This is a genomic window from Clostridia bacterium, from assembly GCA_036654455.1.
Taxonomy (GTDB): Bacteria; Bacillota; Clostridia; order Christensenellales; family CAG-314; genus JAVVRZ01.
The window spans coordinates 1-13,618 of the sequence record JAVVRZ010000002.1 but is presented as its reverse complement, the minus strand read 5'-3'; the positions used below and the strand labels follow the sequence as shown (position 1 = coordinate 13,618).

General features: G+C 37.8%; 14 protein-coding genes and 1 tRNA gene. 14 read left to right on the top strand and 1 reads right to left on the bottom strand.

The window, feature by feature from the left end:
- Positions 1 to 163: 163 nt before the first annotated feature.
- From RR062_02235 to RR062_02180, 12 genes are all read left to right on the top strand, one after another.
- A complete protein-coding gene (locus RR062_02235; GenBank protein MEG2026530.1) occupies positions 164 to 1,009 on the top strand; it encodes an energy-coupling factor transporter ATPase in 846 nt (281 codons plus the stop codon).
- Complete coding sequence (locus RR062_02230; protein ID MEG2026529.1) at positions 994 to 1,842, top strand: energy-coupling factor transporter ATPase; 849 nt, start codon at positions 994 to 996, stop codon at positions 1,840 to 1,842. The genes RR062_02235 and RR062_02230 overlap by 16 nt, the downstream gene beginning before the upstream one ends.
- Positions 1,835 to 2,689, top strand: a complete 855-nt coding sequence (locus tag RR062_02225) for an energy-coupling factor transporter transmembrane component T (GenBank protein MEG2026528.1) — start codon at positions 1,835 to 1,837, stop codon at positions 2,687 to 2,689. The genes RR062_02230 and RR062_02225 overlap by 8 nt, the downstream gene beginning before the upstream one ends.
- On the top strand, positions 2,690 to 3,418 hold the full coding sequence (truA, locus tag RR062_02220) for a tRNA pseudouridine(38-40) synthase TruA (protein MEG2026527.1): 729 nt from the start codon (positions 2,690 to 2,692) through the stop codon (positions 3,416 to 3,418).
- 227 nt (positions 3,419 to 3,645) lie between these two features.
- Positions 3,646 to 4,080, top strand: a complete 435-nt coding sequence (gene rplM / locus RR062_02215; protein MEG2026526.1) for a 50S ribosomal protein L13 — start codon at positions 3,646 to 3,648, stop codon at positions 4,078 to 4,080.
- Positions 4,081 to 4,091: 11 nt separating this feature from the next.
- On the top strand, positions 4,092 to 4,502 hold the full coding sequence (gene rpsI / locus RR062_02210) for a 30S ribosomal protein S9 (protein ID MEG2026525.1): 411 nt from the start codon (positions 4,092 to 4,094) through the stop codon (positions 4,500 to 4,502).
- A 251-nt stretch (positions 4,503 to 4,753) separates the two neighbouring features.
- Entirely contained in the window at positions 4,754 to 5,647 is an 894-nt protein-coding gene (locus RR062_02205) for a hypothetical protein (protein ID MEG2026524.1), read from the top strand.
- A 117-nt stretch (positions 5,648 to 5,764) separates the two neighbouring features.
- Positions 5,765 to 6,658: an FAD-dependent oxidoreductase gene (locus RR062_02200; protein ID MEG2026523.1), complete on the top strand. Its 894-nt coding sequence runs from the start codon at positions 5,765 to 5,767 to the stop codon at positions 6,656 to 6,658.
- Between the two features lie 162 nt (positions 6,659 to 6,820).
- Positions 6,821 to 8,134 carry a hypothetical protein gene (locus RR062_02195; protein ID MEG2026522.1) on the top strand — a complete coding sequence of 438 codons (1,314 nt, stop codon included), beginning with the start codon at positions 6,821 to 6,823 and terminating at the stop codon, positions 8,132 to 8,134.
- 71 nt (positions 8,135 to 8,205) lie between these two features.
- A complete protein-coding gene (locus RR062_02190; protein MEG2026521.1) occupies positions 8,206 to 9,315 on the top strand; it encodes a cation diffusion facilitator family transporter in 1,110 nt (369 codons plus the stop codon).
- A gap of 3 nt (positions 9,316 to 9,318) precedes the next feature.
- Positions 9,319 to 10,140: a thymidylate synthase gene (locus RR062_02185; GenBank protein ID MEG2026520.1), complete on the top strand. Its 822-nt coding sequence runs from the start codon at positions 9,319 to 9,321 to the stop codon at positions 10,138 to 10,140.
- A gap of 21 nt (positions 10,141 to 10,161) precedes the next feature.
- The gene (locus RR062_02180) at positions 10,162 to 10,668 is read left to right on the top strand and encodes a dihydrofolate reductase (GenBank protein MEG2026519.1); all 507 of its coding nucleotides are present in this window, start codon (positions 10,162 to 10,164) and stop codon (positions 10,666 to 10,668) included.
- 170 nt (positions 10,669 to 10,838) lie between these two features.
- On the opposite strand, the gene fba is transcribed toward RR062_02180, so the two are convergent.
- Positions 10,839 to 11,762, bottom strand: a complete 924-nt coding sequence (gene fba, locus RR062_02175; protein MEG2026518.1) for a class II fructose-1,6-bisphosphate aldolase — start codon at positions 11,760 to 11,762, stop codon at positions 10,839 to 10,841.
- Between the two features lie 205 nt (positions 11,763 to 11,967).
- Between fba and gap the strand changes: the two genes are divergently transcribed.
- Together gap and RR062_02165 are read left to right on the top strand one after the other, a co-directional pair.
- Positions 11,968 to 12,969 (top strand): type I glyceraldehyde-3-phosphate dehydrogenase, encoded by a 1,002-nt coding sequence (gene gap, locus RR062_02170; protein MEG2026517.1) that lies wholly within the window; start codon positions 11,968 to 11,970, stop codon positions 12,967 to 12,969.
- Positions 12,970 to 13,436: 467 nt separating this feature from the next.
- Positions 13,437 to 13,513, top strand: a tRNA-Arg gene (locus tag RR062_02165).
- The last annotated feature ends 105 nt before the right edge of the window (positions 13,514 to 13,618 follow it).

Here is a 13,618-nt window from a genome sequence, read left to right as displayed (position 1 = left end):
TAATTCTATTTAAAAACCATTCCCACCCATTATATTATTTTGCGTAATAAAAGTCAATAATAGAGCTTGTAGTTTATGTATAATTTGTCAATTTAATTAGAATTTATCTAATTATAAGTATATTAATTGTGTAAAAAACACTTATATGATATAATTATAACCTATGGAAAAAATAATAGAAATTAAGGATATGTCGTATTCTTACAAAACTTACAGCGCAAACGGCGAAGTTTCTTATGTCTTAGGCGTAAGCGATATCAACGTAGACTTTTACGAGGGCGAATTTGTGGCAATAGTGGGGCATAACGGCTCGGGCAAATCTACGCTTGCAAAAATTCTTAACGCTTTGCTTATACCCAAAGGCGTGGTTAAAGTTTTTGGAAAAGATACTTGCGTTAAGGCAAATAGATTTGATATTAGAAAAGACGTAGGTATGGTATTTCAAAACCCCGATAACCAAACCGTAGCTAGTATTGTAGAAGAAGACGTTGCTTTTGGACCTGAGAATTTAGGCGTTCCTCAACAAGAGATTGTCGAGCGTGTTAAGTGGGCGCTTTCTAGCGTAGGTATGCTCGAATACGCTAAGCGTTCGCCCCATAAGCTTTCGGGCGGGCAGAAACAACGTATAGCCATAGCCGGCGCTCTTGCTTTGAAACCAAAAGTGCTTGTGCTTGACGAATCAACGGCTATGCTTGACCCTTCCGGACGAAAAGAAGTAATTTCAATAGCAAAAATGCTCAACAAAGAGTTAAAAATGACGGTTATTTTAATAACTCACTTTATGGAAGAAGTCTTGACCGCCGACCGAGTTATTGTAATGAATAAGGGCGGTATCGTAGCCGAGGACACTCCTAAGCAAATATTTACTACTATTGACCTTAACAAAATCGGGCTAGCTCTGCCTAGAACAGCCGAGCTTAATAGCTTACTCTACAAGTTTGGGTTAAATTTACCCGATTATTGCGTAGACGCCAACGAATTAGGAGATAAACTTTGCCAATTATTGTAAAAAATCTTACTTATATATACAACAAAAAAACTACGTTTGCCAAAAAAGCCTTAGACGATGTTTGCGTAACCATAAATGATGGTGAAATTATAGGCGTTATCGGTCAAACAGGTTCGGGCAAGTCTACTTTTGTTCAGCATCTTAACGGCTTAATCAAATTGCAAAGCGGTAGCGTAATAGTTGACGATATTGATTTAACAAGCAAAAAAGTCGACTTAATGCGACTTCGCAGTAAAGTCGGTATGGTTTTTCAATATCCCGAATATCAACTCTTTGCAAATACGGTAGAAGAAGACATAGGTTTTGGACCAAAAAACTTTAAACTAACTAAGCCCGAGATTGCTCAGCTTGTCAAGTCGGCAATCAATCTTGTTGGACTCGACTACGATACGGTCAAAGACAAGTCGCCTTTTGACCTTTCGGGTGGCGAAAGGCGTAGAGTTGCGCTAGCGGGCGTACTTGTTATGAATCCCAGTATAATAGTGCTTGACGAACCTACCGCCGGGCTAGACCCACAAGGTAAATTGCAAATATTACAGTTGGTTAGGGGACTTAACGCTTCGGGTAGCACCATTATTATGGTTAGCCACGATATGAACGAAATATACGAGAATACTTCACGAGTCCTTCTTTTTGACAATGGCAGAATAGTTAAAGATTGTTCTACCGAGCAAATGTTTGAAAATCCCGACAATTTAAGCCAAAATTTAGAAATGCCGGCAATGGCGCAAGTAAAATATATGCTAGCGCAAAAGGGCATAGTTGTCAAAGGGCGTAACGTGCAAGAAGTGTACAAATCAATTATCGAGCTTGTTGGGGTGAAAAATGCTTAACGACGTAACGCTAGGACAATATTACCCGACAACGTCGTTTGTTCATAAGATGGACGCAAGAATAAAAATTCTATTAAATATTTTTTATTTAATAGGTATCTTTTTTGCCACAAGTTTTTTTGCCTTTGGCATTATTCTTGTATTTTTGTTGATTGCGGTAGCTTTTTCAAGAGTTCCGCTTTCAAGCGTGCTAAAAAGTATTAAAGGCATAATGTTTATTGTAATCTTTACAAGTATCCTCAATGTTTTTTTTACTTCGCCTAGCGAAACTTCAAAGTTGCTTGTCGATTGGTGGATATTTCAAATTTACGATACGGGTTTAATTTTTGCCGGCTATATGATGCTTAGACTTATCTTTTTAGTGTTAGGCGCAAGTTTGCTTACGCTTACTACAACGCCGGTTGAACTTACTCACGGCATAGAGAGCTTGCTCTATCCGCTAACGCTTATAAAAGCGCCTGTACACGAATTAGCCTTAATTATGTCGCTTGCGCTTGCCTTTATACCTACCTTAATTGAAGAAACCGACCGCATTATTCGTGCTCAAAAGGCAAGAGGCGCTAACTTTGATACCGGCAATATTTTCAAACGAGCCGGCGCTTTTGTGCCTATACTTATACCTCTACTAATTTCTTCTTTCCGCAGGGCTGGCGAAACGGCTTTGGCTATGGACTCTCGTTGTTATGAGGGTTCGACTAAACGAACAAAAATGCAGAAAATGCGTCTTTCGTGGCGTGATGCGGTGGGAACGCTTGTTATCGCTATATTCTTTACTATGGTATTTTTAATTAGAGATATGTCGCTAGGAAGAGGTTTTCTGCCTATAATTAAATGGATGATATTTTAAATGAGAATAAAACTTATTATTTCTTACTTAGGCACAAATTATTCGGGTTTTCAACTTCAAAATAACGGCAAAACAATACAAGGCGAGCTTGAAAACGCCCTTTTAGAACTATATAAAAAGCCTATTAGAATTACCGGCGTAGGTAGAACCGACGAAGGCGTGCACGCAACTTATTATGTCGCTCATTATGATGCGCCAAGTAATATTGATTTAGCAAAAATTCCGCTAGGGCTTAATAGATTTTTGCCACAAGACATAGCCGTTCATTCCGCCGAAATAGTATCTAATACTTTTGACGCAAGAAGAAATGCAATCAAAAAAACCTATGTTTATCGATTTTATGTGTCTAACACTCGTATTCCTGCGCTCGACCAAACCTATCTTCAACTTTATAAAATGCCAAACGTTGATTTAATCAAACAAGGGGCGGAAAAATTATTAGGCGAACACGATTTTTTAGGGTTTGCTAAGTCAAGCGAAGTAAAAAGCACAGTTCGTATTATTTATAGTCTTGAAGTTGTGGTTACGCAAAACGTTATTGAAGTTTTTGTTTGCGGTAATTCCTTTTTATATAATATGGTTCGCAATATTTGCGGAGTTTTGCTCGACATAGGGTATGAAAAACTTGTTTTGCAAGATATTGACGATATGTTAGCGCAAGGTAAGCGTACAAAATATTTTAAGACGCTTAGTCCCAAAGGGCTAACCTTAATCGACGTAGTATATTAAACTATACTATTAGCTTACTGAGAGTTTTTAACAAGTTTTAGATTAAATTAATCATATTTATACACAAAATTAACATTTTTGCTTGACAAAAAATTAGTCATTATATACAATTAAAAGGCTGTGAATAAGCAAAGGGTATTTAAGCTCTGCCCTTGACTATCTTCCTCCACAAAGATGTTTATTCGTCGTGAACAGCAAAAATCTTAATTAACTAAGTGAGGAACATTATGAAAACTTATATGGCAAACAAACAAACCATTGAACGCAAATGGTTCTTGATAGACGCAAGCGGTCTAGTACTAGGCAGGCTTGCAAGTAGCGTTGCCGCAATACTTAGAGGGAAGAATAAACCTACGTTTACTCCCCACGTAGATACCGGCGACCACGTAGTTATTATTAACTGCGACAAGGTTGTTTTAACAGGCAACAAATTAGAAGATAAAGTCTTCCGTCGTCACTCTGGTATGGCTGGACAACTGCACGAGATTACCTATGGTAAACTTATGCAAAATAGAAGTGACTTTGTAGTTTATAGAGCAGTTAAAGGTATGCTTCCCAAAAATTCTCTCGGCGCAGAAATGCTTAAAAAATTGAGAGTTTACAAGGGCGCAGAGCACGAACAGCAAGCGCAACAACCCGTAGCGCTTACGCTTGATATTTAAGGAGGCAAACTATGGCGAAAGTTATTTTAAAGAAAAAGACACAATTTTGGGGTACAGGCAGGCGTAAGAAGTCAATCGCTCGTGTGCGTGTATTACCTACGGGCGCAGGCGCAATTACAATTAACAATAGGGATATAGCCGACTATTTCCCATTAGATACGCTTAGATACATTGTTCGTCAACCTCTCGAAATCACAGCTAGCGTAAACAAATACGATATATTTGTCAACGTTTGCGGAGGCGGTTCGACAGGTCAAGCTGGCGCAATTAGACAAGGTCTTTCAAGAGCCTTACTTCTTGCCGGCGAAGACAGAACGACTCTCAAAAAAGCAGGCTTTTTAACACGTGACCCAAGAATGAAAGAAAGAAAGAAATACGGTCTCAAAAAAGCAAGAAAAGCTCCTCAATTTTCAAAGAGATAGTTTTTCCAAGTTTACAATTATTTTTACAAATGTCACCTTTTTTAAGGTGGCATTTTTGTTGCTTTTGTTAAGTTAGGTTAGGCTATATTTTGTAAACGCTTTGTTTGTGTTTTGCCTTTATTTATAATCACTAAAACAAAAAGTAAATTATAAAAATCTTCACAAAACTTTTACAAAAGCGATTAGTCGAAAATGTTGAAATAAAGTTAAAACTGTGCCATAATATAGGCATAAAAGGAAATAAATAATATATGGCGACTAATTTTTTGGGGCTATTTGCCTCGCAATATAATTTTAAATATTATCATAGCCGAGTGTATGGCACGTTTAACGGCTATGACGTTTGTCTTGCTATGCAGGGCGGTATGCTCGCTTGCTATTTTAATACCCAAGTAGTCGAAATAAATTCCTTTATAAGCACAATGGAGGAGAACGCTCAGCGTTATGGCATAGTTACTTTTCGTATGTCTCCGCCTATTGTTTCGGTCTTTGCTTCGACCGACGATATAGTAGCCGTGCTTAACTTTATTACACAATTACTAAGGTTATGCAAATCTAGCACAAGCGAACTATGCTCATTTTGCGGAGAGAGATTAAATCAAGAAGAAAGAATATATTTTTCGGTAGAAGAAGTGGTATGTGTGTCGCATTACAAATGTTATGAGAAATTTGTCAGCAAATTAAGTAAGGAACGGGACGAACTTAAAAAGGAACTTTTGCCTTGGCATAAAGTTATTCTTACGCCGTTTTTATTTGCCTTTATTATTATGCTCGCTACCGTTATGATAACTAAGACTTTTTTAACGGGCGGGCTATATGTAATGCTAGCCGGAATGTTTGCTATGGGCTTTATGGCGTCTAAGCGTTACTTCGACAAGGGCGGTAAAGGCGGAATGCAGAGTTTGGTTTCGCTCGGCATAATGGGCTTTGTTCTTGTTTTTTGCGGATTTATGTTGCTCTACGTCTATCAATATTCGTCAAACGGAATACTTGTTGCCCTTAAACAGTTCTTTACCGTTAAATTTGCTCAACAAGTCTTGTATATAACTTTTGGAATTGCTCTATATTTTGTAGGCGTATTGCTCAAATTTTTTAACAACGGCAATAATTACTTAGACAAAAAAATAAATATCCACAAAATTTAATTTTAATTACACTATTTAATTAGTTTTAAAAGCGACAAATATTTAGGTAAATTCTTATTTGATAACTCATATAACTATAACTTAGACAATATACTGATAAAATAAAGAAGGGGAAAAATGATAGATATTATTATAATAGGTTCTGGTCCGTCGGGTCTTACGGCAGGCATATATGCGCTTAGGGGCGGAGCAAGCGTAGTATGTTTTGAAAAATCTTTTGTAGGCGGACAAACTGCCCGACTCAATGAAATTGCAAATTTTCCCTCATATACTCAAATAAACGGATACGACCTTACTCAAAAGATGTTTGAGCAGGCGACAAAACTTGGGCTAGAAATGAAGTATGAAGAAGTTACTTCTGTTTTGGCAGACGGCAAAAATTATATTGTAAAAACTAATAAGCAAGACTACGCTTGTAGTTGCGTGATTATTGCAACAGGCGCTACTTACGCAACGCTAGGTATAGAACAAAACTATATCGGCAGGGGCGCTCACTACTGCGCAACTTGCGACGGCGCTTTTTATCGCAACAAAACAGTCGCCCTTGTAGGCAATAACAAAATAGCAATAAGCGATGCGATTTATTTAAGCAATATTGTTAAAAAATTATATTTTATATATAAGGGCGATAAGCAAAAGAGCGAGAACTTCCTTTCTCCGCTTAATCGTGAAAATATTGAAATAATATATAATGCAACCCCAACAAAAATTATCGGCGAAAAGGTTGAAAAAATTGTTCTTAAAGACAATGTTACAAATTTGACCTCCACCATTGATATAGACGGACTGTTTGTCAACGTCGGTACAACGGCTTTAACGGGTTTTGTTGCAAACACAATTAACGTAAATAACGGTAGAATAATAGTAGACGCCAATATGGCTACAAGCAAAGGCGGAATTTTTGCTTGCGGAGATTGCATTGACAAGCATCTAATGCAAATTGTAACCGCTTGCGCCGACGGAGCTGTCGCAGGCGAATCGGCTCTTTCCTATCTACGCTTAAATAAATAAAAGCTTATTTTATACTTATCAAGCGGTTTTTCGGTAACATATAATTTATCAAAAGCATATTATTTAGAATATCAAAACAATTAAAATTTTATAATACCAAAGAATATTTATACACAAAAGACCTTAAACGACAACTATTTTATTTACGGGAGGTCTTTTTTTATGACTAATATTTTTGGAACAGACGGCATACGAGGCGAAGTGGGCGCAACGATTACGCCCTCGCTTGCCTATAAACTAGGCACAGGTTTAGCCGAAAGCGAAAATTTAATAGTAATAGGTAGGGATACAAGACTTTCGGGCTCGATGTTGCTTTCCGCCCTTGTTCAAGGTATTTATGATTTTGGCGGTAACGTGATAAACATCGGCATAATGCCTACAAATGCGGTTTCGCACTTTGTAAGAAAATTTAACGCAAGTTACGGCGTTATGATAAGCGCATCGCATAATCCGCCTAACTATAACGGGTTTAAGGTCTTTGACCGTTATGGAGTTAAACTTTGCTCGTCGCAAGAACAAGCGTTATCTAACAAAATTCAAGGGTTGAAGATGTACTACCCTAAACAAATGATAGAGGTAAAAGTTTTTGACAATATTGAAGAAATATACATAAATGACTTGCTCGGCAAACTTAACGTCGACCTTGACGGAATGTCAATAGCGCTAGACTGTTGCTACGGTTCGTCATTTTCGGTTTCGCCCAAACTATTTAATCAAGCAAACGCTAAGGTCAAAGCGTATTGCTATTTTAACAGAGGGGAGAAAATAAACGTTGACTGCGGAGCGACTTGCCCCAACTTTTTGCAAGGGCAAATTGATACTAATACCGACCTAGCTTTTGCTTTCGATGGCGACGCAGATAGACTTACCGTATTCGAAAAGGATAAACTTATAGACAACAATGCGGTTTTTTATGCCTACGCAAAGTATTATAAGTATAAAGGGCTACTCAAAGATAACGCAGTCGTAGGCACGGTCTTGACTAATGGCGGACTAGAACACAGTCTTAATAAGCTAGGCGTAAGCGTATATCGTAGCGCAGTAGGCGACAGCAAAATGTTCGAGTTAATGAGCAAGGAAGGCATAGTTATCGCAGGCGAAGAAAGCGGTCACTATTTATTTAGCCAGTATTTTACAACTGCCGACGCTTTATTTAACGCCTTGCTGATTTGTAAAATATATAAGGAAGTTGGCAGTATCTTAGCCTATACCAAAGAACTTGTTTGTTTGCCTAGCCAAGACCTAAGTATTCCTATAAGTCCTTCTAGCCAAGAAAAAATTAAGCAAAATTTAATACCGTCTTTAATTAATAAGGTCGAAACAATGTATCCGCAAGCAAGATTAATTTTGCGTCCTAGCGGAACAGAACCTAAGTTAAGGGCGCACGTAGAATGCGACGAGATTACTTGCAAGCAAGTTTTAGGCTACATTTTGCAACAAACCGAGCAATTCTTGTCGTTACTAGACTATTCGTAGATTATTTGTCAAAATTTTGTAAGTCAAAAAAGTAATTGACAAAAGAAGTTGCAAGCCTTAAACTAGATAATATGAAAAAAATAAGAAATCGTAATTACTACGGAGTAATGTCAAGTATAATATCGGTTGGCTGTAACCTTGTGCTATTTGCTTCTAAACTTATCGTCGGGCTACTGTTTTCTAGCATAGCTACGGTAGCCGACGCCTTTAACAACTTATCAGATTTGGGTAGCAACGCAGTTTCGCTAGTAGGGTTTAAGATTTCCTCAATTCCAGCAGACAAACAGCACCCCTTTGGACACGCAAGAGCCGAATATATTTCCGCCCTTGTAGTGTCTTTCATTGTACTTTTTTTAGGCGGACAGCTACTTATTACCGCAATAGAGAAGATTATCAATCCCGTTCCCACACAATTTAGCATAGTTACTATAATTGTGCTTGTGTTGTCGATTGTGGTAAAATTTGGTATGTTTGCTTACAACAAAACTATGGGCAAAAAGATATCTTCGCCCGTTCTTAAAGCAACCGCAGTTGACTCTCTGGCGGACTGTATTAGCACTACCGCCGTGTTAATCGCAATGGTAATTACCTACTTTACAAACGTAGACCTAGACGCATATATGACAATTCTAATCGCCCTTGTTATTATTTTTGCAGGCTTTAAGATTGCCAAAGAAATTATGTCTAAATTAATAGGCGAAGCTCCTACGCAGGAGTTTGTCAAAAGCGTTAAGCAACGCATACTTGCTCACGAAGGAGTTTTAGGCGTTCACGACCTAGTCGTTCACAGCTACGGTTACAACAAGACCTTTGTTTCGGCGCACGTAGAGGTCGACTCGTCTAAGCCTATTCTTAGCAGTCACGATATTATCGATAATATCGAGCTGTCTTTTGCCCCCGAAATAACTATGGTAATCCACCTAGACCCTATCGTGATAGACGACCCTTTGGTAAATCAGCTTAGGCAAAAAGTTGAAGAAATTGTCAATAAAATGGACGGCAATCTATCAATGCACGATTTTAGAGTAGTGTTTGGAACAACGCACAGCAACCTTATATTCGACCTCGTTATTCCTTTTGAGTGTAAGACCAAGCTTGAAACTATTAAACAAGAAATAATAGACAAAGTTAGTCCGCTAGGCAATAACTATCTTGTGCATATCAACGTGGACAGGGAGTAGTTTATGAGTAAAGCCGACCAAATTTTTATAGATAACATTAAACAAATATTAGCTTATGGCGTCACCGAGCAAGGCGAAGTTCGCCCACGTTGGCAAGATAAAACGCCGGCGAGAACAATTAGCCTTTTTGGCTTAGTCAACCGATATAATTTACAAGAAGAATTTCCAATTATGACGCTAAAAAGAACGTTTTATAAGTCTGCGCTAGAAGAACTTCTTTGGATATGGCAAAAAAAGTCAAACAAAGTAGCCGATTTAACCACGCATATATGGGATAACTGGGCAAAAGACGGCGAAATAGGCAAGGCTTACGGATATCAACTAGGGGTTAAACACAAATACCCAGAGGGCGAGTTCGACCAAGTAGATAGAATTCTGTTCGATTTAGTAAACAACCCTAATTCGAGAAGAATAATCGCTAATATGTATGTGCATCAAGATTTGCACGAAATGAACTTATATCCCTGCGCATATTCGCTTACGCTTAATGTTTCGGGCAAAGTTTTAAACGGCATACTTAATCAACGCAGTCAAGATATGGCGGTAGCCAACAACTGGAATGTTACGCAATACGCTATCCTATTACATTTATTTGCAAGCGTTAGCGGTCTTGTCGCAGGCGAATTAGTACACGTAATCGCAAACGCTCATATTTATGATAGACACATTCCTATTGTCGAACAGCTTATACAACTTCCTACGTATCAAGCGCCTAAATTTGTGTTAGACAAGGTCGGTAGCTTTTATGACTTTACCACAAACAGCGCAAAACTAATTGATTACAAATATAACGACTTTGCGCCTAAATTTGAAGTGGCGATTTAACTATTTACTAGGAGTAAAAATATGAATTTAATCGTAGTAGTTGACAATAACTGGGCGATAGGGGCAAATAACGACTTACTGTTTCGTTTGCCTTATGACTTAACCGTTAATTTTAAAGGCAAAACGCTAGGCAAAACCATAGTGGTAGGTAGCAACACCCTAAAATCTTTTCCTCACAGTAGAGCTTTGCCCAAACGAACAAATATAGTGCTTTGCGATACGGGCGAAACTTTTGACAACTGCGTTATGGCAACAAGTCTGCAAGAATTATTTGAAATATTAAGAGATTACGACAGCGAACAAATCTTTGTCTGTGGCGGAGCAAGCGTTTACAAATTACTTTTGCCTTATTGCAAAGTTGCTTATATTACTAAGGTCAATGCTAGTCGCATTGATGCGACAGCCTTTTTCCCTTGTTTAGACACTTTAACAAACTGGGCAAACGTCGAGCAATCTCAACCAATTATAGACAATGGCTACGAAATTACTTTTAACAAATATTTTAACAATATGCCTAAACAATTTTAACTTTTAAACTTAATTTAACAGTTTATTATAATATTAACAAAAACAAGTACCTAGTTTTAAGGTACTTGTTTTTGTTATTTATGTTTTTATAAAAATTTAAATTTAAAGCTACATAAAACTTCTTAGCAATATCGTTATAGTATTATATTAATTTCTAAGATATATTTAATTTAGGCTTTGCCATTACTGCCCAAAACGTTGATAATTTTACGCATTACCATCTGTTTGATAGCTTCTCTTGCCGGGGTTAAATATTGTCTGGGGTCGAAATGGTCGGGGTGAGTAAATAGATATTCTCTAATGCTTGCAGTAATAGCAAGACGAATGTCGCTGTCAATGTTAATCTTGCAAACCGCTCGTTTTGCAGCTTCTCTTAGCATTGCTTCGGGAACGCCCTGAGCACCTGATATATTACCGCCATATTGATTTATTTTTTGCACAAATTCTTGCGGAACGCTACTTGCTCCGTGAAGCACGATTGGGAAATTCGGTAATTTTTGTTCTATTTCTTCAAGAATATCAAATCTTAACATCGGTTCGCCCTTAAATTTAAATGCGCCGTGACTTGTACCGATAGCTATTGCAAGGCTGTCTACGTTTGTTTTGTTGACAAATTCTTCTACTTCGCTAGGGTTAGTGTATTGACCGTATTTGTTATCAACGTGTTCTTCAATGCCGGCGAGCTTGCCAAGTTCGGCTTCTACTACTACGTTACGAGCGTGAGCGTACTCAACCACTTTGCGACTTAACGCAATATTTTCTTGTAGGGGGAGTCTTGATGCGTCTATCATAACCGAGGTAAAGCCGTCGTCTACGCATTGTTTGCATATTTCAAAGCTATCGCCGTGGTCTAAGTGCATACATATAGGAAGATTACTCGTAGCTACTCCGGCGTCGATTAAACCTTTAAGGTAAGCTATATTTGCGTATTTTCTTGCGCCCATAGATATTTGCAAGATTAACGGACTATTTGTTTCTTGTCCGGCGCTAATAATACCTTGAATTTGCTCCATATTATTTACGTTAAAAGCTCCTATTGCATAACCGCCCTCATAGGCTTTTTTAAACATTTCTTTGCTTGTAACAAGTGGCATATTATTATCCTCCTCAATATTTGAACGTATTTGTTATAAAAATAAAATATTTTGCCTCTGTTTTGTCAAACTAATATCATTTAATTGACAAAAAGTCATTTTATTTTTATAATCTTTATTACAGTTTAACATAAAAGCATAAATTGGTAAACAAAATATAAGTATTGTAAGCAAATATAGCTAAAATTAATAGGAGGAAATTTAAATGAAAAAGATTAGAATTGGTATCAATGGGTTTGGCAGAATAGGTAGATTGATACTAAGAGCAACATTGACAAGACAAGATTGCGAAGTAGTAGCGATAAATGACCCTGCGTTTAATGATATGGATTATATGCGTTATATTTTTGAGCACGACACTGTTCACGGTCGTTTTAATGGTACGGTAGAGGCTGTTGCCGACGGCTTTATTGTAAACGGGGCAAAAATTGCCGTTTATAATCTCAAAGTTCCGGCTGAAATTCCGTGGGGCAAACACGGCGTTGACGTAGTTTGCGATGCTACCGGTATATTTAAAACAATCGATAAGTGTCAAGGGCATATTGACGCAGGCGCAGAGAAAGTAGTAATAACTGCTCCTTCGGACGACGCTCCTATGTTTGTTATGGGCGTAAATGACAACACTTATTGCGGACAGACCGTAGTAAGCAACGCTTCTTGCACAACTAACTGTCTTGCGCCTTTGGCAAAGATTATAAACGACGCTTTTGGCATAAAAGACGGCTTAATGACCACCGTTCACTCTACGACGGCGACTCAACTTACAGTTGACGGACCTAGCAAAAAAGATTGGAGAGGCGGACGCGCGGCTTCGGCAAATATTATTCCTAGCACAACTGGCGCTGCTAAGGCAGTTGGCAAGGTTATACCCGAGCTTGACGGCAAACTAACGGGTATGTCGTTTAGAGTGCCCACCCTTGATGTTTCCGTAGTAGATTTAACGGTAAATCTTGTACGCTCGGCTACTTACGAAGAAATAAAACAAGCCGTTAAGACAGCTTGCCAAACGACGCTTAAAGGCATAGTTTCTTACACCGAAGACGCCGTAGTTTCTAGCGACTTTATCGGCGACACCCACACTTGTATTTTTGACGCTTCGGCAGGTATTGCGTTAACTGATACGTTTGTTAAGCTTGTAGCTTGGTACGACAACGAAATGGGATATTCCCACAAAGTAGTAGACTTAGCTGTTCTTATTAGCAAATAACTAACAAATATAGTTTATACTTATTATTCTAGAAACGCTTTGCAATTTAGCAAGGCGTTTTGTAATATAGCCATTAAAAAAGTTTATATTTTATATTTTTTATGCTATAATATTTTAACAAAGTTTTCTAAGCGCTTACTAATTTGTAGCTAACTACACTTAAAGAGGCGTTTTAACTTTCGCAAACGCCACCAAATAAATAAGCCCTTCAATAGACAAACGCTATCGAATAAATAAACCCAGCAATAGACAATCTCTATTAAACAAATAAACTCAGCAATAGACAAACACTACCAAATAAATAAATCTTGCAATAGATAAACACTATCGAATAAATTAGCCCAGCAATAGACAAACGCTACCAAATAAATAAGCCTTGCAATAGACAAACACTATCGAATAAATAAGCCTTGCGATAGACAAACTCTATTGAATAAATAAATCTTGCAATAGATAAACTCTACTTTGTACCCGTAGTTCAACTGAATAGAATGCCAGATTCCGATTCTGGTGGTTGGGGGTTTGAATCCCTTCGGGTACGCCATCTAGGTATACACTTATGTCTTAATCGACACGAGTGTATATTTTTTTGCCCAAAATGAGTTTAGCAAGGATTTTAATGCGTTTTGCAAGGAAATTAGCAAGTTTT